14 protein-coding genes are annotated in these 24,653 nt (G+C 59.0%); 1 reads left to right on the top strand and 13 read right to left on the bottom strand.

The annotated features are described in order from the left end of the window. Positions 1-184: 184 nt before the first annotated feature. The 8 genes from AAE514_RS14835 to AAE514_RS14800 form a co-directional block, all read right to left on the bottom strand. Positions 185-1,192: an Lcl C-terminal domain-containing protein gene (locus AAE514_RS14835; protein ID WP_347332336.1), complete on the bottom strand. Its 1,008-nt coding sequence runs from the start codon at positions 1,190-1,192 to the stop codon at positions 185-187. A 106-nt stretch (positions 1,193-1,298) separates the two neighbouring features. Then, positions 1,299-2,708 (bottom strand): family 43 glycosylhydrolase, encoded by a 1,410-nt coding sequence (locus AAE514_RS14830; protein WP_347332335.1) that lies wholly within the window; start codon positions 2,706-2,708, stop codon positions 1,299-1,301. Positions 2,709-2,857: 149 nt separating this feature from the next. Next, positions 2,858-3,211: an FHA domain-containing protein gene (locus tag AAE514_RS14825; protein WP_347332334.1), complete on the bottom strand. Its 354-nt coding sequence runs from the start codon at positions 3,209-3,211 to the stop codon at positions 2,858-2,860. Positions 3,212-3,358: 147 nt separating this feature from the next. Continuing rightward, positions 3,359-5,038 carry a serine/threonine-protein kinase gene (locus AAE514_RS14820; RefSeq protein WP_347332333.1) on the bottom strand — a complete coding sequence of 560 codons (1,680 nt, stop codon included), beginning with the start codon at positions 5,036-5,038 and terminating at the stop codon, positions 3,359-3,361. A gap of 8 nt (positions 5,039-5,046) precedes the next feature. Beyond that, on the bottom strand, positions 5,047-5,409 hold the full coding sequence (locus AAE514_RS14815) for an FHA domain-containing protein (RefSeq protein WP_347332332.1): 363 nt from the start codon (positions 5,407-5,409) through the stop codon (positions 5,047-5,049). A 170-nt stretch (positions 5,410-5,579) separates the two neighbouring features. Then, a complete protein-coding gene (locus AAE514_RS14810; protein ID WP_347332331.1) occupies positions 5,580-6,764 on the bottom strand; it encodes a pyridoxal phosphate-dependent aminotransferase in 1,185 nt (394 codons plus the stop codon). A gap of 53 nt (positions 6,765-6,817) precedes the next feature. Beyond that, the gene (locus AAE514_RS14805) at positions 6,818-8,635 is read right to left on the bottom strand and encodes a thiamine pyrophosphate-requiring protein (protein WP_347332330.1); all 1,818 of its coding nucleotides are present in this window, start codon (positions 8,633-8,635) and stop codon (positions 6,818-6,820) included. Between the two features lie 108 nt (positions 8,636-8,743). Then, positions 8,744-10,318, bottom strand: coding sequence for an FMN-binding glutamate synthase family protein (locus tag AAE514_RS14800; protein WP_347332329.1), 1,575 nt, complete (start codon positions 10,316-10,318; stop codon positions 8,744-8,746). A 125-nt stretch (positions 10,319-10,443) separates the two neighbouring features. On the opposite strand from AAE514_RS14800, the gene AAE514_RS14795 reads away from it, so the two are divergent. Further along, positions 10,444-11,424: a ribose-phosphate diphosphokinase gene (locus tag AAE514_RS14795; protein ID WP_347332328.1), complete on the top strand. Its 981-nt coding sequence runs from the start codon at positions 10,444-10,446 to the stop codon at positions 11,422-11,424. A 52-nt stretch (positions 11,425-11,476) separates the two neighbouring features. On the opposite strand, the gene AAE514_RS14790 is transcribed toward AAE514_RS14795, so the two are convergent. From AAE514_RS14790 to AAE514_RS14770, 5 genes are all read right to left on the bottom strand, one after another. Beyond that, complete coding sequence (locus AAE514_RS14790) at positions 11,477-12,427, bottom strand: hypothetical protein (protein ID WP_347332327.1); 951 nt, start codon at positions 12,425-12,427, stop codon at positions 11,477-11,479. Between the two features lie 111 nt (positions 12,428-12,538). Continuing rightward, positions 12,539-13,093, bottom strand: a complete 555-nt coding sequence (locus AAE514_RS14785; RefSeq protein WP_347332326.1) for a macro domain-containing protein — start codon at positions 13,091-13,093, stop codon at positions 12,539-12,541. A gap of 13 nt (positions 13,094-13,106) precedes the next feature. After that, positions 13,107-14,459 carry a nicotinate phosphoribosyltransferase gene (locus tag AAE514_RS14780; protein WP_347332325.1) on the bottom strand — a complete coding sequence of 451 codons (1,353 nt, stop codon included), beginning with the start codon at positions 14,457-14,459 and terminating at the stop codon, positions 13,107-13,109. Next, positions 14,456-15,028, bottom strand: a complete 573-nt coding sequence (locus AAE514_RS14775; RefSeq protein ID WP_347332324.1) for an isochorismatase family protein — start codon at positions 15,026-15,028, stop codon at positions 14,456-14,458. The genes AAE514_RS14780 and AAE514_RS14775 overlap by 4 nt, the downstream gene beginning before the upstream one ends. Before the next feature lie 396 nt (positions 15,029-15,424). After that, the gene (locus AAE514_RS14770; RefSeq protein WP_347332323.1) at positions 15,425-24,046 is read right to left on the bottom strand and encodes a glycoside hydrolase family 94 protein; all 8,622 of its coding nucleotides are present in this window, start codon (positions 24,044-24,046) and stop codon (positions 15,425-15,427) included. Between the last annotated feature and the right edge of the window lie 607 nt (positions 24,047-24,653).

Raw genomic sequence — 24,653 nt, 5'->3', positions numbered from 1 at the left:
AAGTGCCAAAATCAGGCCCCGGTTCGCATCGCGGGTCCCCTGCTCCACGGTCTTGAAACGAATTGCCCCCTCTCCCGGCCTCAGTGCCACACACCAACAATGCGTAGGTCATGGTAAGCGCGAAGCGCGCCACCTGACACATAAATCAACATTCAAACAAAAGCGATGAAAGCGGCCACAGGCATCAGTTTGCAACACTTCCATTACTAAGTGTCTGCTCGCCTCTCACCAGTCGAACGTACTGTCCAAGTTTTTTCTTTTTATCATTATCGTTGCCAACGCGAAAATGAATAGACCAGGTGCTTCGGTCATCGTAGGCGTATGTCGAGCTCGTCCAGTAGTAGTCATTTTGTGTATGGGGGAAGTATTGAGTGGCAATCGCTGGATGTTTGTGCTCTGTATGCACAATCGAACGCAGTTCACCCGGGGAGGGAAGCCGCCAGTCTGAATGGCCGCATAAGCCCGATCCGTTGACATGCCAGGTGTAGCCATGGGTGTTGCAGGCGTTGAATTCGGGCCCCTTGTCGTCACTCTGCGATGAGAGGCGGTGGCAGGTTCCATCCTCCGGCTCAGGTTCACCAGCGTATATTCCACTCTGATTCAGCTGTGGCATGTACCAGCTTACCCTGTTCCCGCCGAAATGAAGCCCGGGTTCAGCGGTTTTCACCTCCCACACAAGCCCGGTCGATTTGTCGAGTACGCAACTCCATTCGGTTGCGTCGATGGGAAGTTCGGCGCCGACCCTGTCAAGCTTCACAAAGCGAACAGGCGGTTGATCATTTTCACGATCAGGTGGATTATTGGTTTGCTTCTCGTGACGGGGCTTTTCGTCTGACGGAAGACTGGAGTCCTCCTCTGGCGAGATAGTTGGTTGAGCCCCAGGTTCGTTATTGCTACCCGCGATTTCTCGCCGGGAGGGTTTCTCCTCATGCGGTCCTGGAAAGTCGTGCGATGAAGTATCTTCGCCGCGGGAGGAAACACCCCCTCTTTTCGAGGGTTGCTCCAGTGGCAGAGGTCGCGATGAGGAAGAGAGCTCACCAGGCGCTTCGCGGAGGGCAGGAAGAGAGCTTGTATCAGAGCCTTGGCTGAACCCTGTTTGTTCAGGCTCCTCACCTGACTCAAAAACCAGGTAGAGCCCTGCCAATACAACTATTGTCGTCAGGGCGATTTTATTGGACGCGCTCCACCTCATAACCCTTTCTCCCTTTGATGCGTGGTGGCGTCTCCTTCGAGGTAGACGACCGCCAACCATCATAATTGATGGTTGGCCGGCCTGTCTATTTGGTGACGGGTGTGACCTACTCCGTCGGGTTCACCTGAAAGGTGGCCGCGTCGCGCTGGGCGGCGGTGCTTGGGTTGCCCAGGGTCAGTGCGCCGTTTTTCACCATCAGGTAGTGGTCTTTGTTTTCGATGGAGCGGAAGGAGGACCAATCGCTGTCGGCCAAGCCGCTAACTTTTTCGAAGGTGGCGCTGCGGGCGAAGGCGTCGGTGCCGTCGTGTTCGACGATGGCGACGTTGCCGTCTTGCGCGACCAGGTAGTAGCCCATGCGGGTTTCCGGTTGGAAGGAGACGGTGTTGCCGCCCTGCTCTACCAGGGGTTTGATGTGCCATTTGAACTGCCAGTGGTCGTCGGCGTTCAGTTCGGTAACGGTGGCTTCTTCGCCGTCGCTGTAGCGAACGTAGTCCTCCACGTCGGCGTGGCTTTGCAGTGCTTGGGCGCTGTGGGTGATGCCGGAGGCGGTCGGGGTGATTTTCTGAATGGTACCGTCGGCGTTGTAGTTCAGGTATTCCATGGAGACGGAACGGCGGAAGTTGCCTCCGGTGGGCAGCGCTGAGGTGTGGTAGATGAAGTAGTCATCGCCTTCATACTCCAAAATGGCCTGGTGGCTGGTCCCACTGTCTTCGAGCACGTCCATCAGTTTGCCTTTGTACTCCCAGGGGCCTTCCGGGCTGTCGCTCATGGCGTAGGCCAGCTCTTCCGGGTAGTTCATAGCGAAGGTGAGGTAGTAATTGCCGTCTTTCTCGTGCAGCCAGGGGGCTTCGGTGAAGGTGCTGGGCATGTCGAATTCGACTTTGTGCACTTCGCCGTCGAACTCGATCATGTTGTCTTTGAGTTTGGCGTAGTACAGGTGGGAGTTGCCCCAGTACAGGTAGGCTTGCCCGTCGTGGTCGACGAAGACGGTGGGATCGATATCGTCCCAGCTGTGCTCGTGTTCCAGCATGTGCGGGGCGGGATCGGTTTCGTTGGGGTCGATCAGGGGCTTGCCCAATGCATCTTCCCAGCCGGAAACGGGGTCGTCGGAGACCGCCACGCCCAGGGTGTAGCCGGGCAGGCCGTCACCGTCTTCGGGGGCGGGCATTCGGACCGTGGTGTACCAGTAGAACTTCCCCTCGTGCTCAATGGCCTGGGCGGCCCAGGCCGAGTCGGCGTCCGCCCATTCGAAGATGGTGCGCGGCACGGCGCCTTCCAGGGTCCAGTTTTCCAGGTCGGTGGAGGAGTAGATGTTCCACTCTTTCAGGACAAAAAAGTCGCCTTCTTCGGTGGCCTCGTCGTGGCCGACGTAGAGGTAGACTTTGCCATCGTGCACGAGCGCGGCGGGGTCGGCGCTGAAACGTTCGGTGATGATGGGGTTGTCGGCCTGGGCGCCGGCGGCGCAGGTCAGGCCGACGAGGGTCCCGCCCAGTGTGCGCTTGAAGGATGTGGACATTGCTGTTCTCCTGCTTGAATTGTTATGAAATCGCTTGTATTGGATTATCATAATACAATTTAAGCATTGGGATCCAGAGCAGAGGGAGGTTTAAGCATCGTCCGGGTCGAGGAGGGAGAACCCTCACATTCACGTTATCAGAGCTTCCCTCAATTGGAGACCATATGGCGGGTCTCTTCCAGATCTTTCTCCTCACTATCGACGAACTTGAATTGGTTCCAGGCCAAGCGGATTTTGTCGCCGTCGTGGAGTTTGTGCCGTTTAGCCAGGCGCTGGTCGTTCACAAACGTTCCATTGGTGCTGCCGAGGTCCTCCAGGAAGTACTCCCGGTATTGGGGGAAGTCCGGATTAGGCTTGGCGGACAGGCGCGCGTGCTTGGCGCTGACGGCGCTATCGTCAATCAGCACGTCGCACTCTGGATGGCGGCCGAGCAATAGCTCTCCGCGTGCGAGTTCAAATTTGTGTACCGCCACATCGTCTACCAGTTGGATTAGCCAGGCCATTTTGGTTACCTTTTTTGAATTGTGTTCGTGGTGTGTATTCGTTGTTGGGTGGTTGAAGGCCGTTAAAGTGGTGGGTGCGCCTTCGGCTTACCGCACCCTACGTTCTTCTCTGGCACCTCGGACCGGACGCCCTACGCGAGCGACAATCTAGAACTCTTTTTCCAGTGCCGATTTCAGCGCTTTTGCGAGCTCGCCGGCGTTGGCGTACCGTTTTTGTGGGTCTTTCTGTAGTGTTTTGTTCACAATGCGGGTCGCGCTACGTGGCAAGTCTTTCCGCGCCTCCCGCACCGGCCGGTGCCGGCTCTGGACAATCTGATAACTCAGTTCCGCAATCGTATCGCCGCGAAACGGCAACTCACCGGTCAGCAACTGATACAGCGTGACTCCCAAACTGAAAATATCACTGGACGGCCCCACCCGAACCCCTTTCAACTGCTCAGGGGACATATACAAAGGGCTGCCCATAATCTCGCCCGTCTGAGTACGCGCACTGTTCGCCACCCGCGCAATCCCGAAATCCGTCACCACCACACGCCCCTCACGGGGGGCATACAAAATGTTGCCCGGCTTGATGTCCCGGTGAACCACCTCCTGCTTGTGGGCATAGGCCAGTGCATCGGCCACTTTCGCCATTAGCTCATACACACGCTTAATGGTTAACAGCCGCCCCTTGGCCGCATGCCGGCTCAAAGGTTCGCCGCCAATGTAATCCATCGCGATAAAGGCCAAATCGCCCTCTTCGCCCACATCGTAAACCGTCACAATATTCGGGTGGCGCAGGCGCCCCGCCGCCTCGGCCTCCCGAAAGAACCGAGCCTTCAGGCCGCCGCGCTCGCTCGCCTCCACCGGAGCCACGTTCAACGTTTTGATGGCCAGCTGCCGGGCGATGTGCGGGTCCCGCCCCAGGTAGACGACGCCCATGGCGCCGCGCCCCAACTCGCGCTCGATCTCATAGCGGCCAAGCTTCTTGGGGACGGCCAACTCCTCCAGGGGTTGAGTCTGAGCCAAGGGTTGCGAGCCGGTGTGCTCGCGGCGAACCCGCAGGGCATCCAGGCGCTTTTGAACATCGCGATAGCCGGGCTGGCGTTGGTTCAGCTCCCGGTAATACACCTGGGCCTCGGGCCAGCGGTGGCAGCGTTCGTGCTCACGAGCGTAGTGATAAAGCTGGTCCAGCAGCGAATCCGAGGTCGGGCAGTGCCGGAGCGCCTCCAAAGCCTTCAACCAGTAGCCGTTCTGAAACCGCTCGGTACCCAGTTGGCGCCACAAAAAACGGGTTTGGCGAACCCAGCGCCGTTGCGCCCAGTGAGCCCCCGCCATCAGCAGCCCTGCCCAGAGGTATTGCAGCGCCAGGCCCATGGGCAGCCAGTAGCCCCGGCTGATTTGCGCCCCGAGCTGGGCCGCCACCAGGGCAACGGTGAGCAGCACGGTGGTCAGAATGGCGGTGGTTCGCCCAATACCGGGGACCAGCCATAGCAAATACAGTGCAAACAGCACCGTGAGCGTGGAAAAGCCCGGGTAAAACCACCAGGGGGTGCGGTAGCCGCTGGCGGCATTCAGATCGGCTATAAAGCGGTCTTTTTGCCGCTCGGCCCAGTAGCCGGTGACCGCCGGCCAGAATGGCTGCCAGCCACCTTCGATGGCCGGGGCGGGCTCGTCATAGCGGACTCGCGCCGGCGTCAGGCTCACGGCGACCTGAAACAGCGCCTGGTCCAGCCATAGCAGCGGTGTCGTCTGGGGCGGTGCAAACGCCAACCAGGCGCCCAGCACCAGAATCAGGGTGCGCAGGCTGAGCCGGTCGGCGAGTCGTTCCGTGAGCGTGGAGTTCATGGAGTCGGTTATTTTTCAGCGGTGTAGTACACACCGGGAATCCAGCTTTTCTTGATTTTCAGCGTGCGCTGAAGGTCATCAGAGATGTGTTCGGCGAACTGCAGGTCGTGCGTGCCAATGCGGACCGTATCCTCCGCCACCAGCTGCGCCTCCGGCAACCGCTGGCCATTGACCCAGACGCCGTTAGTGCTGTCCAGGTCCCGAATGCGGTGCCCGGAACCATGGGCTTCAATCACGGCATGGTGGCCGCTGACGGTGGGATCATCAACAACCAAGTGGTTATCGGGGTTGCGCCCGATGGTTAGCGTTTCGTTGCCAAGCTCGTAGAAGCCAATACTGGCGCCATTGAGCTGGTGGTGGATGTACGGCATAGGGCCCCCTTCTGTGCCGGTCAAGCCAGAAAGACTAGCATACCCCAAAACTCCGTGCTGTGACGCCTTTCTCCTCCTTTGGTTTTGACCCCGCCACCCTCGGTTTTCTGGTTATTTTTTAAGCAAATGGCTTTCAAAACCGGCCAGAGAGCAGATGAAGTCCCGCCGCGCTAATTCAGAACGCTGTGCAGCTGCTGCATGGCCTTTTCGATGTCCTCCTCCGTGGCCGCAAAGGATAGCCGCATGTGCCCCGGCGCCCCAAAGGCGGAGCCGGGAATCATCGCCACGCCCGCATTATCCAGCAACCAATCCGCCAACTGCTGGTCATCGCTCACATTGTCCAGCCGCTGGATTACCGCGGAAAAGTCGGGAAGACAGTAAAACGTCCCCTCCGAAGCCAAATAATTGACGCCTCTGAGTGACTCCACGCCCTGTTGCACCAGAGTATGGCGCGCCTCATAAGCACTGGCCATTTCCCGCACATTCGTTTGATCACCGGTAAGCGCCGCGACAGCGGCTTTCTGGGACACAGCCGCCGTGTGGGCCGTACTCTGCCCTTGTAATTTGTTCATCTGGTAAATCACATCTTCCGGTCCGCCGCAGAACCCCACCCGCCAGCCGGTCATGGCGTAAGCTTTGGACACTCCATTGATGACTATCGTCCGAGCCTTGAGCGAAGGGCACGCATTGACGACGTTGTAATACCGGCCACCGGTCCAGCGCAAATGCTCGTAAATATCATCGGTGGCTACAAACACATCCGGGTATTTTTCCAACACCTTGCCCAACGCCTCCAACGCTTCCTTGCCATAAACCTGGCCGGAAGGGTTGTTGGGACTGTTAAGGATAACGAGGCGGGTACGCTCAGTTATCGCCTCATCCAGTGCTTCGGGTGATGGCACAAAACCATCTTCCATGCGCGTGGGTACATAGACAGGGGTGGCCCAACTGATTTTGGCCATGGCGGGGTAACTGCCCCAATAGGGTTGTGGAATCACCACTTCATCACCGGGGTGAAGAACACTCATGCACAAATTGAACAGCGCTTGTTTCGCACCGCAGGTCACCATCACCTCATTTTCTTTGTAACGCAGGTGATTGTCCTGCTCGAACTTTTTAATAACGGCGTCCTTCAGCTCGGGCAGCCCATCTGTCGCCGTGTAGTGGGAATACCCTTCGTCAATGGCATGGCGTCCGGCCACCCGGATCGGTTCGGGCGTCTCGAAATCCGGGTCACCCGCGTCGAGACGAAAAATAGTTCGCCCTTCCGCTTTAAGCTTTTGGGCTTTCGAGTTGATTCTAAAAATGGACGAGGCCTCGAGGTCCTCTACGCGCCGTGCGAACTTCGTTGCCATTTTCGTGGTTCTCTCGATTTCCAATGGGGTTTAACAAAAGGCACGACCCAGCGTCATTTGTCCTTAGAGGAGCGCCCTTTCGCGTTGGAGGATTTAAAAGGCATTGAGGCCCACAGGCTTTTCATCGACTGTTTAAGGGCGTGTCCCGCGCTCGGATCTCCTCCCACCATCGATGCGAGATAAAATTTAGCCTGCTCGGCGCTGATGTGCGGCGGCAAGGGTGGCACTTCCGGGTCCGTGTACGCATTGATGACCACGGGCCTGTCCGCGTTCAGCGCTTCGTCCCACACGCGGTCAATATCGTCGGGTTTTTCCATACGCAGCCCTCGCAGACCCAACAGCTCTGCATATTGATCATAGGGGAAATCCGGCAGATCCTGGGAGGTGGGGAACTTGGGATCGCCTTCCATAACACGTTGCTCCCAACTCACCTGACTGAGGTCGCGGTTGTTAAGAACCAGAACAATCGCCCTCGGATCCGACCACTCCTGATAGTACGCCGCCAGACTGATAAGCCCCATATTGCCGAGCATCTGCATGGCCCCGTCCCCCACCATGGCGATGGCAGGCCTGTCAGGGTGACAGAACTTTCCGGCCACCAAATAAGGAACGGCGTTGCCCATTGACGCCAATCCTCCCGAGACCGAACCGATCATTCCCGGCTTGATCTTGAGATAGCGAGCGTACCAGTTGGTGGCGGAGCCCACATCACAGGCCAGAAGTACATTGCCCGGCAGACGGGGAGAGAGCGCGTGAAAGATCGCCTGGGGGTTGATCGGCTCGGCGCTCACTGCCGCACGCTCCTCCATGAGTTGCCACCACTGAGTGACTTTTTCCTCCAACCGCTCCCGCCATTGCCGGTCCGGCTTACGTTGCAGCCGTCCCGCAAGCGCCTTCAGGGTCGCCTTGGCTTCACCGTGCAGGGTAACCTCCGTGGGGTATCGTGCCCCAAGAGCTTCGGCATCAATATCAATCTGCACGCAACGAGCTTGTCCTTCTTCCGGCAAAAACTCAGCATAGGGGAAACGCGTGCCCACCATGAGCAAGGTATCGCATTCGCTCATCATATCCTGGCTGGGCTCCGTACCAAGCAGTCCAATAGTTCCCGTCACTCCGGGCTGAGTATCGGCAATCATGGTCTTGGCCAGTATCGCCTTGGCGATTCCCGCGCCCAGTAACTCCGACACTTCCAGGAGTTCATCGACCGCCTCCTTAACACCCGCGCCTGCCAGAATGGCGACTCTCTTCCCTTCATTCAGAATCTGAGCGGCGGAGTCCAGGTCCTGCCCTCGAGGAATACACTCCGAGGCTCGATAACCGACGCTTGAAAAAACCGCCCCGTGAGTGCGCGGTGGGTCATCCATCGGCAGGGATTGCACATCGTTGGGGATGATGATGGCGGTTACCGTGCGCCGGGCGATCGCAATGCGTAGCGCCTGATCCATCAAATGGCGAGCCTGGGGAGGGTCGGATACCATATGCACATAATCGCCCGCCACATCCTTATAGAGCGACACCAGATCCACTTCCTGTTGGTAGTCGGTCCCCAGACTCATACGCGCCTGTTGGCCGAGTATCGCGACCGCTGGGACATGGTCTTTACGGGCGTCATATAAACCATTCAGTAAATGGATGGCTCCCGGCCCGGAGGTGGAAATACAAACACCGACTTCTCCGGAGAATTTGGCGTGAGCACTGGCCATAAAGGCACCGAGTTCCTCGTGCCGAGGCTGGATCAGCCTGGGTTTATCCTCGGCCCGGCGCAGTGCCGACATCATGCCGTTAATGCCGTCGCCGGAATACCCGTAGACGCGCTGAACACCCCAGTCCCACAATCGTTGAACAATAAAGTCGCTAACAGTCTGGTTCATATAAGCCTTCCCTATCGAGCACTACGAAGTGTATGGATTGAAGTCCAAACGTGGCAGCCGCTACCGACACTGTCCAGTAAAGCCTGGAACCTCAGGGACAGGCACCACTCAGAATCGTTCACCCGACGCTTTAAGCCACTCTTCCCGATAATAATCCGGAATGTCATCGCCCAGCAGCTGGCCGTCGTTCAACTGAGGATAAAGCTGAGCGTGAGTTTGCGCCGGCCCGAATTTCGACCTGTGGAATATCATGTCGGGGGCGAGTTCGTCAGGTGTCTGGCAACCAAGGGCCCCGGTAATTTCCAGAAAGGTCTTGACCGTCGCGTGATGGAAGTTTTTTACCCGAACACTTTTGGCGTCAATATCAATCGCGCGAGATCGGCGCGGATCTTGGGTGGTCACGCCGGTCGGGCAATTATTGGTATGACAGCGTTGCGCCTGAATGCAGCCTACGGAGAACATAAAGGGCCGGGCAGCATTGCAAGCATCGGCGCCCAGCGCATGTTTAACTACCATATCGAAACCCAGGGCGACCTTGCCGCTGGCGATCAGCCTCATGTCGTCGCGAACCCCAACACCCCGCAAACAATTATGAACAAATGGAAGTGCCTCGTTGATATAGGTGCCCAAGTAATCGGAAAACTCCACGGGTGCCGCCCCCGTGCCACCTTCAGCGCCATCCACGGTAATAAAGTCCGGCAGGATGCCGGTGTTCAACATCGCCTTGCAGATGCCCATAAACTCGGAGCGTTTTCCCAGGCACAACTTAAAACCCACCGGCTTCCCATGGGTAAGTTCTCGGAGCCGTTGTACAAATTCCAGCAAACCAATGGGCGTATCAAACTCCGGGTGCGTGGGGGGAGAGAAGCTGTCTTGCCCGACTTCGATCTCCCGAACGCGGGCAATTTCTTCGCTGACCTTACTCCCTGGAAGCAGCCCTCCATGAGACGGTTTAGCGCCTTGGGAGAGCTTGATTTCAATCATTTTAATTCGTTTGTAATTGGCCTTTTTTGCGAACTCCTCGGCGTCAAAGCGGCCCCCCTTCGTCCGACAACCAAAGTACGCCGTTCCAAGCTCCCATATGACGTCGGCGCCATACTCCAGGTGGTAGGGGCTTAGCCCACCCTCTCCGGTATTCTGGGCAAAGCCCCCCAGCTTTGCACCACGGTTCATGGCCAGTATGGCTCGGCCCGAGAGAGAACCAAAGCTCATCGCCGAAATATTCAGACGCGAGGCATAATAGGGCTGCCGACATTGAGGCCCCCCAAACTGAACACGGGCCTCCGACTGATCCACTGTTTTCACCGCTAGCGAATGCTCCGCAAAGTCGTAGCCGGAACCCTCCATATCCCGAATCGTTCCGAACGGAGACGTGTCTCCCTTGCCATCGGCTCTGCCGTTAATGATATCGCGCTGCACCCGATTGAACGGACGGCCGCTGGTGTCGGATTCAAGAAAATACTGGCGCAGCTCGGGACGGATGAACTCAAGCATATAACGCAAGTGCCCGATGACGGGGTAGTTTTTGAGAACGTTATGGCGCGAGCGGATATCATAAAGCCCTACCGCCGCCACGGGCAGAAGAACAAGCCCCACCCACAGCGCTGGCGGCCAGTACCAGCTCCATAGCGCCACGATGAGAATGAGCCCCACCAGCGCTCCATAAAACTTGGTTCGTACCATAAAGCCCGTCTCCAAGAGTTTCCCCATGCTGCAACTGTTTCAGAGTAGCAGACACCTTTTCTCACACGCGTGATTGAGAGCGCCGCGCAGCTGATAATGAAGCCCATAGCTGCTACCCTCGGGACATGAATGAGCCAATTGTTTTTAGCCTGAACAGTGGCGCCAGTTTTGCCCGGCAAGTGGCCGAGCGGCTTGGCGTTGACCCCGGAACGCACGAAGAGCGCGACTTTGAAGACGGAGAGCACAAAATCCGCCCTTTGCAGAGCGTTCGTGCTCGGGATGTGTATGTCGTTCAATCACTCCACGGCGACGCCGAGTACGACCTTAATGACAAATTCGTGCGCCTTTTGTTTCTCCTCGGCGCTCTGCGGGAAAGCGGCGCCGCTCGGGTTACCGCCGTGGTGCCCTACTTGTGCTACGCCCGCAAGGAACGCCAAACCAAAGCCCGGGACCCCATTACCACTCGCTATGTGGCGCAGTTATTTGAGGCAATGGGAGTGGACCGGATGGTCACCCTGGATGTGCACAATCTGGCGGGTTTTCAAAACGCCTTCCGCTGTCAAAGCGAGCACCTGAGCGCCAGGGGCCCACTGATTGACTGGCTCCGTGACCGACTGGGCGACCGGCCGGTTACCGTCGCCTCTCCCGATGTGGGAGGTGTTAAACGCGCAGAGCGCTTTCGCGAGGCACTAGAGCGACAAACCGGACGGGAGGTCGGTAGCGCCTTTATGGAGAAGTTCCGCAGCGAAGGCACCGTGCGAGGCTCAACGGTGCTGGGAGAGATCGAGGGCCGGACCGTCCTGGTCCTGGATGACTTGATCGCGGGGGGCGGCACCATGACGCGCGCGGCAGACGCCTTTGTCGCCCACGGTGCGAAAGAGGTGGTGGCGTTGGCTACGCACGGCCTGTTTACGGACGGGTTAGAAAAAGCCCTGGACTGCCCGTCGCTTTCCCATCTGGCGGTCAGCAATAGTGTTCCCGTTCCCGAGCCACCGAAAAACAGCAACCTCGGCGACAAGCTCAGCGTCGTGGACATTGCTCCGCTGATCGCTGAGGCGATCAAGCGCCTGCACGCCGGGGGCTCCCTGACCGAACTCGACCCTTGAGTTCGCCCCTGCTTGAGCTCGGCCACCGAAAGTAGAGAACCAACAGCGCGCCTCAGCCACTGAACTGGACGCTGTACCCCTCGGCCAGATCCAAGTACCGTTGGGCTTTTTCCAGCCATCGGCCGCGTTGTTGCTGAGGGTCATCATCCAGGTGCCAAGCACAGAGCTTGGCACGCACCATTGCCCGATAGCTTTTGTAAAATGCCACTAGTGCAACAGGGGGTGTGTCGCCGGTTTCCCGCGTGTACTCATCGAAGAGCGCATCGCCCACGCGGACACCCACCCCTTCGCTGTTCGTGGCCGAACCATCGCGCTGACTAACGAGTCGCTCGCACTCCATTGCCAGAAACGCCAGTTCATCCACCCGGTCCTGAATGCGCAGGTCGCGATTGAACTCCAGACAGTCAATTACCACCGGCGGCTCGATCAAGCAGACGTGCTCCGGGCGTAAATCCCCGTGGGCCTCGACAATCATCCCCTGCTCTGCCCTGCAATCGAACAGCGCCGGTCGGGACCGAAGCGTGGCTTGCTGGCGCTCGGTGAGGCGTTGCAGCTGCTCGTTCGGCAAATCGTACTCGCTCAGTGCCTCTTGGTTCGATTGAACCTCTTTGTACAGCCGCGCACGATACTGTTCCGCCGTGAGGTGAATGACCCGGGCGCGACGATAGAACCCGCTCAGCACCGCCGCGGCTCGCTGTAGCGCCTGCTCTTCCAGGGTGCCCGCTTCAATGCGGGCTTTCAGCATGGCCGACTCCGGCAGGCGTTTCATAACCACCAGCCAGTCCACCGCCAAGCCGGTACCGCCCAGGCTCAAGCGACCTTCCGCTCCGAGCCTCAACGACTCGACCCCGAGGTAGATATCGCCGCCCAGCCGTCGGTTGAGCCTGACTTCTTCATGACAGTTGTCATGTCGGGCGTCAGCATGGCGAAAGTCAATCAACGCCCGTTTCATCGGTTTTTTTAATTTGTAGACGCGATCCTCCGTAAGAAAGACCCAAGACATATGGGTTTCCAGCGGTTCCACTGGCCCCTTACAGTCCGGGTAGGCGTCGGCCCGGGATAAAAACGCGACCTTGTCCTCAAGGCTCGGTATAACCGAAGATGGTGTCATCGGCTATTGCGACCGCGACGATACCGCGAGGCCGGCACGCTCCAGCGCGGTCTGCAACCCCGCTTTCGCCTCCTTGCCGAACAATACAAAGCGGATGCATTCGACCTGTTGTAACCTCGGCAGGGACGCTTTAATGGCCTCCGCGCAGACCCGAGCCGCTTCTTCGGCCGGGTAACCGAAAGCACCGGTGGAAATGGCGGGAAACCCGATGCTGGCAATCCCCTTCTCATCCGCCAGGCGTAGCGCGTTGCGGTAGCAGTCGGCCAATAGCTCGTCGGAGGGTTCGTCTTTGCCGTAAACCGGTCCCAGGCAGTGAATCACCCAGTCGTTCGGCAGCTTTTGGCCGGAACTGAGCACGGCTTCACCGGGCGCAATCGGAGCCATGGGCGCACACTCTTCCGCCAGCCCAGAACCGGCGGCGCGGTGGATTGCTCCGGCCACGCCGCCACCCGACTGCAGTTCGGCGTTCGCCGCGTTCACTATCGCGTCCAAGTCCGACTGTTTGACGATATCGCCGGTGACGCATTCAATCGTTACGTTTTGGGTTTGCTCATTCATGGCGTGCGTCCTCCTAATGGGGGGTCACTTTGGCCAATGCATCTCGGTACAGGCGTTCCAGGGCATCGCTGACTTTGACCTCGTAGGGTGGCTCGCAGGTATCGAGCGCCAGCACCCGGGTGGGCATTGCCTTGAGCGCCTCCCTGGCCCGCTCGCGCGTCGCCTCCAAGTCGGGCGCGGGGCCGACGGGCTGACCATTTCGAACGGCGGTAAATAGCAGGGGTTCTCCGTCCCGGCTTTCGGTATTTCTGCCGATTTCATCGTAGCGGTACCGGCCCTCATTGTCTCGAAAACGCCATACCTGCTTACGACCGGGGAACAGCTTTTTACCGGGGCTGTTTTTCAGGCGGGGCTCCCCCGCGTAGTCGGTCAGTTTGTATGCCAAGTCTAGCACCGGGGCGTCTTCCGATACGCCAAGCTTGGTGCCCACGGCAAAGCTGTCTATGGGAGCATGGGCATCCACCAGTTCCTGAATGCCCCACTCATCCAGTCCACTGCTGACCACAATTTTCATGTCGGTCAAACCGGCATCATCAAGTCGAGTCCGGGCGTCTTTCGCCAATTGCCCCAGGTCTCCGGAGTCCAGGCGAATGGCGCTGACATCAAGCCCCTCGCTTTTGACCAAGTGAATCACTTTGTCGATGCCGGCCATGGTGTCGTAGGTGTCTACCAGCAAGGCGGTACCGGGGTAGATCTTTGCATAACGGCGGAAAGCTTCCATTTCATCGTCGTGGGCCTGAATGTAAGAGTGAGCCATGGTGCCACTGGCAGGCAAGCCGTGGCGAAAACTACCCAGCACATTACTGGTGGAGTCGAGCCCCGCCACCCGGTAGGCGCGCACCCCACGCAAGGCCGAATCAAAGCCGTGCATGCGACGCATTCCGAAGTCGACCACCGGCTTTCCGTGTGCGGCGTGCACCATGCGCGAGGCCTTGGTGGCCAGAACGGATTCGGAATTGACGTAGTTCATCAACAACGTTTCCAACAGTTGGCCCTCCGCCAAGGGGGCTTCGATCTCAAGCATCGGCTCGTGTGGAAACACCGGCGTGCCTTCGGGCATCACTCGTATATCACCACTGAAGCGAAACTCAGACAGCCAGCGCAGAAAATCCTCATCGAACCGATTGAGCGCCCTGAGTCGTTCCACCTGCTCGGTCGGAAACCGCAGAGAAGCGACCAGAAGCGCCGCGTAATGTTGACCACACGCCAAAATAAAGTTCCGCTGCGGTGGCAACTTGCGAAAGTGAAGGGTAAAAACGGCGCGCTCTTCCATGCCTTCCGCCCGGTAGGCTTGGGCCATAGACAGTTCATAAAGGTCAATAAAAAGTCCGAGTTCCGCTTCGGTCAACTCGCCGAAATAACTCATTCGCCCTCCTCTACAGTGGCGCCCGCACGGCGCATTTGGTCGAGTGACGTATTGGCGTTGGCGGGGTCGGCCGGGCGCGTTGCGGTGGCCAGAAGGTGCGTTTCAAAGCCGGCTTGGCAAGCGCTTTTCACCGTCTCTTGAACACATACATCCTGAGCGAGCCCGCCAACCCAAAGACGCTTTACGCCCAGCTGTTTCAGATAGCCCGACAGGCCTGTTCCATCAGATGCCGAGTAGGCATCGCGGTCAAAGGCGGTGCCCTTGCTGACTTTGATCGTGCCGGGAGGAAGTTTCAAGTCAGAATGGAACTCGGCGCCGGGGGTATCCTGAACGCAGTGAACAGGCCAGGGGCCCCCTTGCTCTTTGAATGAGCAGTGGTCCACCGGGTGCCAGTCGCGGCTGGCTATAACAGGTACCCCGGCGCGCTCGGCGGCGCTCAGCCAGAGATTGAGCACCGGTATTACCTGGTCCCCGCCCTCTACCGCCAAAGCGCCGCCAGGACAGAAGTCGTTTTGCACATCCACGGCGATCACAGCATCGCCTTTTTTCAGAAGTTGATCGGGCTGCATAGCCAATCTCCTCTGGGTTGGTGGGTTTCTCTCCACAACACGTTTCTAACTATAGTGGAAAGTAACGCACACTTGTAGGGAGTAGCCGCTGGTTTCGCGGGTCGAGGCAGGGCAAAAGACTAGCTATCGACGGATTCGGGGCGCTTCAATCACGCCGACAACCAACGTCCGCACCAAACTATCCCATCCACCAAAAAACAAAGGCCAACCTCCGAGCCGATGGTTCTTTCTGCGTCATTATTCGTCTCCAGGGGTGTAAAAAAATAACGTTACCATAGAGGAGTGTACCGTTGTGTTGTAGGGAACTTCAAAAGTTCACCCAATGTTGTTCATTATAAGTCCCTTACTGCATTTTTCGGTGTGGAAAGACGAGTCCGCTCTACGGGTTGCGCCGGGCTATGCTTCCGACGAGTGCGCGCCCAATTCCACCTCGACAAAGTGTTCCTGCCGGTCGTCGATAAGGGGGATGCGTGCGCCGGAGCACTCGGTGCCATCCACGGTCAGGCGGCTCACTTCCCCCGAGGGTTCGCCGACACGTTGGATGTTGATGTGGTAGACGGTTTCGCGAAAACGATAGTGAATCTTGTAGCTATCCCAGGCGCCCGGAATACAGGGCGCGATGCGTAGATGATCCACTTCCAGCTGCAACCCCAGCAGAGTTTCGGTGGTCAGCCGGTACATCCACCCCGCCGCCCCGGTGTACCAGGTCCAACCGCCCCGGCCGATATGTGGCGACACGCCGTAGATGTCCGCGCACATGACATAGGGCTCAACCTTGTAGAGCTCAATCGCTTCAGGTGTGTTGCCGTGGTTGACGGGGTTAAGCATGGCGAAGAGTTCCCAGGCTCGTTCAGTTTCGCCCAACATCGCAAACGCCATGGTGGTCCAAATGGCGGCATGGGTGTATTGACCGCCGTTCTCGCGCACGCCCGGGATGTAGCCTTTAATGTAGCCTGGCTCCAACTCGGATTTGTCGAACGGCGGATCGAGCAACTGGATGATTTGTTTATCCCGTCGCACCAAACGTTGGTCCACCGCGCTCATCGCCTGGCGGGCTCGCGGCCCGTCACCGCCACTTGAGATAACCGACCAACTCTGACTGATCGAATCAATTTGGCATTCATCGTTGGTGCTCGAGCCCAGCGGGGTGCCGTCATCAAAGTAGGCGCGCCGATACCAGGCCCCATCCCAGGCCTGGGTTTCAATGTTGCGGCGTAACTGCTCCGCCTGGGCATTGCACAACTGGGCAAATTCCTGGTCGTTGCGATCGCGCGCGAGACCGGCAAACAGCTCCAGGTTCTCCACCAGGAACCAAGCCAACCACACGCTTTCGCCACGGCCATCCTTGCCCACGAGATTCATGCCGTCGTTCCAATCCCCACAACCCATTAGCGGCAAATGATGGGGGCCAAAGCGCAAGCCGTGCTTAAGAGCGCGCACGCAGTGCTCGTACAGACTGGCCACTTCGGGCGAGCGTTGCGGCTGGTCGTAGTAGGCTTCCTCCTCCGGGTACAGCTCGCGGCCTTCAAGGAAATGTATCGGCTCATCAAGCACGCCGGTATCCCCGCTCGCCCGCACATAGCGGCAGGTGGCATAGGGCAACCACAGGTAGTCATCGGAAAAGTGAGTGCGTACGCCCTGCCCACCCGGTGGATGCCACCAGTGCTGCACATCGCCCTTAAGGAACTGGCGACCGGCGTGCAGGACCAGCTGCTCGCGAGCGAGCCACGGGGCCGCGTGGATCAGCGCCATGGTGTCTTGCAACTGATCGCGGAAACCGTAGGCACCGCCGGATTGATAATAGCCGCTGCGACCCCAGAGCCGGCACGACAGGGTCTGGTAAATCAACCAGCCATTGGCCAGTACATTCAATGCCATGTCCGGGGTGTCCACGTTGACCGCGCCCAGCGTGCGGTTCCAGTGTTCCCAAACCGCTTCCAGCGCCTGGCGCGCGCCCGCCTGACCACCGTACTGTTGCACGAGGCGTCGCGCCTCATCGGCGTTGGCCGCCGCGCCGAAAATGAACACGATCTCGCGCTCTTCGCCGGCTCCGAGCTCGATAGGGGTCTGGGAGGCGGCGCAAGGGTCAAACCCGGCGCCCGTTCTGCCCGACAATCGTTTGCGGCGCATGGCCGCCGGATTGGCGAGTACACCATTGCGTCCAATGAACTCAGTGCGGCTGCCACTCACCGACCGGTCGCGCTCACTGGTATGCGCGAACACCACACGATTGCCCGATTCGCGCCCGTAGGCATTGTGGGCAAACAGCGCGCCGGTGTGCAGGTCAACTTCGGTGACGATGTGCATCAGGTTGGAGTGGCGCAGCTCACCCAGCACCAGTTCCCAGTAACCGGTGAGCGATAGGCTACGGGCCCGATTCGAGCGGTTGTGAAGTTTGATCACCGCAAACTTGACCGGTGCATCCATGGCGACGTAGGTGAACATCTCCGAGGCGATGTCCGCCTCAAGGTGCTCGAACACGCTGTAGCCAAAGCCGTGCCGACACACGTAGCCGGAGCGGCCCCGAGCCGGCAGAGGCGTGGGGGACCAGAACGCGCCGGTTTCTTCGTCGCGAATGTAGAACGCCTCGCCGCTGCCATCGGAAATGGGGTCGTTGTGCCAGGGGGTGAGGCGGAACTCGTGCGCGTTCCCCACCCAGGTGTAGGCACTGCCGCTCTCGCTGACGGCCGTGCCAATGTGTGGGCTGGCGATCACATTGGCCCAGGGCATCGGGGTGGTTTGCCCGGGCTCAAGGGTAATGACGTATTCGTGCCCATCCGGAGTGAAGCCGCCCAGGCCGTTACAGAAAATACGCTCGCGCGGCTCCAGCGGATAGACCGGTTCTTCCCCGGCCGGTTGGGAAGGCTCCAGCAAGTCCGAGGTTCGCTTTGGCGAGACGCGGCGATCCACCTGTTCGATCAGGGTATCAGCCGTGTCGCTAAAGACGATGCGGGAAACGGTTTGCAGCAGCACGCGTTCGTCCTCGGAAAGCTCTTCGGCCCGCCGCACGAAAATGCCGCCGGGTTTGTCGATCACCTGTGCTTCGGGGCCGGCGTTGATCAACCCCATAATCCGATCCTGCAACTCCGCCCGGTAGCCCGAGAACCCCTCGTTGACGATTACCAGGTCGGCCGCCAGCCCCTTCATACGCCAATAGGCATGGGCCTGCACGACCTGTTTCACCAGATCAATGCGGCTGAGGTCACCAATTAGAAGCAGCACGATGGGCAAGTCGCCGGAGATGGCAAAGCGCCATAGGCCCGGTTGCCCCAACTGGTTCCGGGCGATCACGCTCGGCGACGCACGGCGCATGGGGTTGGCGTAAATCACCGAGTTAGCCAGGCGGCCAAAGAGTTGGGCATCGGCTTCGGTCGCATTTAGGTGGCGCAGTACTTCCTGGCTCTGGAACCAAGCCATTTCAAACGCGCGCTCGACAAAGTGACGGTCACAGTATTTCTCGAGCAGAGCCAGCGCGGCCTCGCGCGTGTCCGCCACCCCGGAGATGATCTGCACGCTTGAGGACTCATCGGGCGACAGGGTCAGGGTACTGCGAATCGCCACAATCGGGTCGAGCACCGCCCCCTCGGTGTTCGATAAGGTCGAGGGCTGACTACCGCTGTCCAACATCACGGGGTTCGCCGCCGTGCGGCCACGGCCAATGAAACGGGCGCGGTCGGTCTCATAGGAAGGCTCATCGGCCACCGAGCCCGGCGCGGCCAGCAGATGGAACATCCAGGGCACCTTTTCGCCGGGCGTGCGCGGGCGACGCGTACAAAGAATGGCACGCCGACCGGGCAGGATTTCAGTCTGCACGAACAGGTTGCTAAAGGAGCGGTGCGCCAAGTCGGCATTCAGTGGCGCGAGCACCACTTCCGCAAAGCTCGTCACTTCAATGTGGCGCACGCGCGAGGACTGGTTGGTAAGCGTCACCCGACGGATTTCGACATCATCTTCCGGGGATACGCTGATTTCGGTGTGCGCTTCAATGGCGTGGTCGCGCCGCCGGTATTCCGCCCGCGCCTGCACGAAAATCGCTTCGTAGTGCTCGGCCGGTTGCAGGGTTGGCTGATGCGCCGTGGACCAGTATTTTCCGTTGTCACGATCACGCAAATAAATGAAGGTTCCCCAGCTATCGGAAGTGGCATCCTCGCGCCAGCGGGTAACCGCAAGCTCGCCCCAATGGCTGGCGCTGCCTCCGGCGTGGGTGGCCATAACGTGATAGCGCCCATTTGATAGCAGATGTACTTCGGGCATCCGGGTGTTGGGGTCGGTAAACACTCGCAGGATCGCGCCGGACTCCGCCGTGGGGGGACGGGCGGCGGCACTGACTTCAGCCGCGTGCGGCTGCAGGGTATCCCCACGCTTCGGCACCCGCTCTTGCAACAGGAGTTCGGTCGCCCGCGCCAGCGGGTCGGACATAAAGCGACGCTGCATGGGCTGGCCAAACAATACGTGCGCAAAGGCCAGAAAACTCATCCCTTGGTGGTGCACCATAAAGTTCTGCACGATGGCGTGCGTTTTACCCCGTGGCACGCGGGAGGGCGTGTAATCAATCGCTTCATAGAAACCATAGGCCCCAAGGAAGCCCTGCTCGGCCAAGGCCTCCAGGTTTCGACACGCTTCCCGTGGCATCACCATAAGCGCCAGGGCGCTGGCGTAAGGCGCGATGACCAGGTCATCGCCCAGCCCGCGTTTAAAGCCCAGGCCCGGCACGCCGAATGCCCGGTACTGGTAAACCTGGTCCAAATCAGTGGCGTTGTAGCAGGACTCAGAAATCCCCCAGGGAACGGCGCGCTGCCGGCCGTACTCGATCTGGCGCGCGACGGCGGCCTTGCAGGTTCGCTCCAACAGAGTATTCGGGTAGCTGGGCATGATCAGCTGCGGCATCAGGTATTCAAACATCGAGCCGCTCCAAGAGATCAAGCTCACGTCGCCGCCATGGCTGGTTAGCAAGCGCCCTAGCGCGAACCAGTGCTTCTGCGGCAACTGCCCCTGGGCGATCAACAGAAAGCTAGCCAGTCGCGCTTCCGAGGCCAAAAGGTCATAGCAGGCGGGATCTCGACGCCGCTCCACAACATCGTAGCCAATGGTTAGCAGGCCGCTTCCGGCGTCGTAGAGAAACTCGAAATCCATTTCCGCCAGAAGGCGGCAGCGGTTCATTAAGTCGTCTATAAGCTCAAGCTGTGCGTTCGCGCCAGCACCATTAGCGCTGGCAAGCGCCTCCCGCGTGGGAAGGTCGGTGCCCTGCCAAGAAGACCCCGGCACCAACAGCACCAGTTCATCGCGAAGCGCTTGAACTTGCCGGTCGAATGCCCGCGCCCAATAGACACACTCGCCCTCCTTGTCGGTCTCTGTCGTCGGCCAAGCCGTAATAGTCGCGCGGCCCCGTTCAACTTGCTCCAGAGCATTGAAGGCGGCCGTCAACGTCTTCGGCGGCCCCTCTTGCGCAAGAGCGGTTAGGGTATCTTGCAGTGCCCGTATCTCTTCGGCCAGTGTTGGGTTAGATGAAGGCAGTTGTTCGCCCAGAACGTGTAGCGTGTCCTGCAGGCCCTGCAGGGCGCTCGGCGACAGCACCGGCTGGCTTTTCAATTCGGCCAAGCCCGCCTGCAGCGTGAGCAGGCTACCGGCCAGGTTGCCGCTGTCCACCGACGAGATATAGTGAGGGGGGAGCGGTTGCATGGTTCGCGTGTCGTACCAGTTAAACAAGTGGCCGCGGTAACCTTCGAGCTTCTCGACCGCCGCGAGGGTATGGCCGATACGGCGCAAACACTCCCCGACGGTGAGATACCCAAAATCCACCGCTGCCAAATCGGCCAGCAGGGACATGCCAATGTTGGTGGGCGAGGTGCGCGAGGCGATGGCCGGCTCGGGGTTGGCTTGAAAGTTATCCGGCGGGAGCCAATTGTCCCGCGGGCCGACAAAGTCCTCGAAGTAGCGCCAGGTGCGTCTGGCCGCCGTTCGCAGAAACACTTGTTGCTCGCCCCCCAAACCTGGAGTGAGCGCAACCAGCGGCCGGCTAATCCACCAACCGACCAGGGGTGAGATCAACCACAGCAACAATATGGGGGCCGCCGCGAGCCATGCGGCCGGACCGCTGCCCGAGATCACCAGCGCCAGGGTCAGCCCCACCGAGAGCGTCGGCGCCAGCCACATTTCCAACAAAAAGTCCGCCAACGAATGGCAGGCGTTGCGCCGTGCATAACCGGGCAGTTGCCACAGTAATAAGCTACGCCGGGTAAATAGCATACGGGCGCCCGAGCGCAGAATTGCGCCCAGGGCTATGCGCGTGTCGTAGGGCAGAAAAGTCAGCGTGAGCAACGCCAGCACGATGGGGTGACTCGCCGATTTAATCGTCAAGTCCAGGTGCAACCACCAGTCACTTTCGGCGGGCTTACGAATCAGCTCGATTAAGCTGGATAGCAACGTGGGGAGAAACAGCACCGCCAATACCAGTAACGTCCATGCCCAAGCCGGGCCCAGGCCCGCAAACCAACCGCCCACCAGTAGGGCGAGCAGTGCCGGCGCCACCAGACTACGCCGCAGATTATCGATAATCTTCCACCGCGACAGGGCCGATAGTGGATTCGATCGGCCTTTTGACTTGGCGCCGCTTTCACTGGGTGGGCCCGGTACGCGCGGTAGCAACCAACCGGCGATTTGCCAGTCCCCGCGCATCCAACGATGACGGCGACTGGCATCAATGGCGACGCTGGCCGGTTGTTCCTCAATCAGGTGAACGTCGCTCACCAGCGCCGAGCGCGCATAGCCACTTTCCAGAAGATCGTGACTGAGAATTAGGTTCTCTGGAAAACGCCCGTCCACAGCCTGACGAAAAGCGTCCACATCGTATATGCCCTTCCCAATGAACGACCCTTCCGCGAACACATCCTGATATACATCCGACACCTCGCGCGTGTAGGGGTCCAAACCCGAGTCCCCCGCGAACAGTTTCGCGAAGCGTGACTGACCGGCACTGGTCAGGCTGATAGAGGCCCGCGGTTGCAGAATCGCATAGCCCTCCACGATGCGGCCCTTGTGGGTGTCGTAAACCGGTCGGTTAAGGGGGTGCGCCAAGTTACCCACCAGGGCATGTGCGGCATCACGTGGCAATTGCGTGTCAGTATCCAGAGTAATGACGTACCGAATCGAACCCAGAATGGATTGATCGCCGACAATATCCGAAAAGGCTGTGAGCGCCTCCCCACGCAGACGGGCATTGAACTGCTCAAGCTTGCCGCGCTTGCGTTCGTAGCCCATCCACACCCGTTCGAACGGATTCCAAAGTCTGGGCCGGTGGAACAGATAGAAGACACTGGCGCGGTCTTCGTGATAAGTGTCGTTGAGTGTTTCTATGGCGCTGCGCGCATAGTCAAGTAAGGCCGCGTCATCCGGCAACGTCTGTTCCGGTGCGTCGGGGAAATCCGTCAGCAGCGCAAAGTACAGGTTCGGATCACGATTGCCCAAGTAACGAATTTCCAAGCCCTCGACCAGGTTATCGATATCCCCACGGGTAGTCAGCAAAGTAGGCACAATAACCATGCTGCGATGCGCATCGGGAATTCCGTGGGAGAAATCCAACCGTGGCAAAACACGCGGCGGGACCAACAGCGTCACCGCCAAATTAACCAGCGAGAGCGCCAAAGCCGAGGCGCCAATCACAACGGCGGTGGCGAGGAGCCAATAGCGCCAGTCACTCAGTGCGACATCATCAAGCGCATGGAGCACGCCGGCCGTAGCAGTCAACGTCAGCAATAAAATCGAACCGAGGTACAGAGGCAGACGAAGACGTAGGCTCCACCGCTTAAAGCGGGTTTTCCACGACGGACGGCACCCAACAGTCCGCTCTAGGTAGGCCCGCCCACGATCGACAAGGTAGTAACCCACATGGCCCCTCCGGTCTTTCGGGCCGTACTCTTCGGCTGCCTTCTGGGCCAGTGCGACGGTCTCCCGCGCCACTGCCGTTTCATCATTCGCACTGCCCCGCGCCACATCCTCGACAATATGCCGATAGCGATCACGAGTCGAAAAATTTTGGCGGGCGTAGGTATCTAAGGGGTCATCACTCAAGGTTTTATGAACCCCACTGAGCGACTCGACGTACTGCTTCCAGTCCATGGTGCCAATAAAGCGCAGGCTGCCAATACTATTGGCGATGGATATCTGGTTGGCCGCATCCGTTCGCCCCGCCGCTTCCGACAGCTTCGTGGCAGTCACACCCTGTTCGAGCAGCTTTTGCTCGACCCAAGTTTGAACGAAGGCCATGGCCGGCCCCTGGGTTTGAAGCCGATCGTAAAATTCCTCCACAAAGGAGGCCGTCAACGGTACATCGGCGTGGGCAAACTCGGCCAACAACTGGATCAGCTGATTGGGATCATTCTCTGCCGCGATCAGCATGCGATCCGCCCACTCGATGGCCGCATCGCGTTCCTCGCTCCGCTGGGCAATGCGCACGCCAACGCGACGTAAGTTCTCCAGCAGCGCCAACTGCAACATAATGGGGAACGCCCACAGCTCGCCCAGCTTCAAGGGCTCCACCGTTTGGTAGGACGCCACAAACTGGGTGACATTCTCGCCGTCAACGCGCCCGTCCATGTGGGAAATCAATTCCAGCGCCAAATCGTAAATGCGGGGAAAACCGGCCGACAACCCCTCACCCAACCGAGGCAACTGGCGGCTATAGCCGCGCGGGAGATGTCGGCGCGCCAAGCCAATTTGCTGTTCAATAAGATAGAAATTGTCGAGCAGCCAGGCTTCGGTGGGAACGATGCGCTGCCCGGTCGTCGCGGCCGCCGTCACGACATCGTAAGCCGCTCGTAAAACCCGCGTATTGTCCGCCAAGCGCGGTAGCAACCGGTCCGCTCCGGGGTTCGGGTCGATGTGGTGCTGCTCTGCTAATAGGGTCGCGTGTCGCTTGAGTTGCTCAATACTGAACAGCTCGGCGCGCAACAACTCGGTGTTTTGGTCATGGCCGAACCCACTCCCGATGAGAGCCGAGAACTTGAACGCTTTGATGGTCATAACAGGCTCCTTGTTGAATCTTGGAATGAGGAAGGAAGCCTGGCTGTGTCACCGGTACTTACCCAAAAGGCGTCCATCGCCTTACGAACCTTCAACCTAAACGGGTTGATCCAGCAACAATTAAGTGTACACCAATACTCCAGTAAGGATAGCGTCGTGCAACGGCTGTCTCTGTATTTCTTGCGCCCCATTTTCATAGAAATTCCTTTATTTTTTTGCTCATCTTCATCACTAAGTACGCTAACGCACAGACGCGACCCAACTCGCGGGCGACGCTGCAGGCTAGCCGAACGAAACCGTCGCTATCGACTCGAATAAAGCAACAACAATGGGTTGGATAATGTCGCGAGAATCCGCTTTTCGGAACACACCAGTGTATTCAAAGTACTGAAGGCGTCGTTAACTAACGCCCATCGTCCAATGCACGGCTACCGGTGTCGTACCCGCGTGGAACAGCGCTTCTGCCTCATCCCGAAGTGCTGTATAGATAGCGAACGGGTCAGCGGTTGTAGACATAAACACTACAGGCCACCTCTCAGGATAGGATTACCCATAGCAGCCCATCGAGAGTGACACTAGCAGAGTGCTGGGGCTTCCTTCTAGATAG

Origin of the sequence: Marinimicrobium locisalis (assembly GCF_039822625.1) — a bacterium.
Taxonomy (GTDB): domain Bacteria; phylum Pseudomonadota; class Gammaproteobacteria; order Pseudomonadales; family Cellvibrionaceae; genus Marinimicrobium; species Marinimicrobium locisalis.
This window is presented reverse-complemented; position numbering and strand designations above follow the sequence as displayed.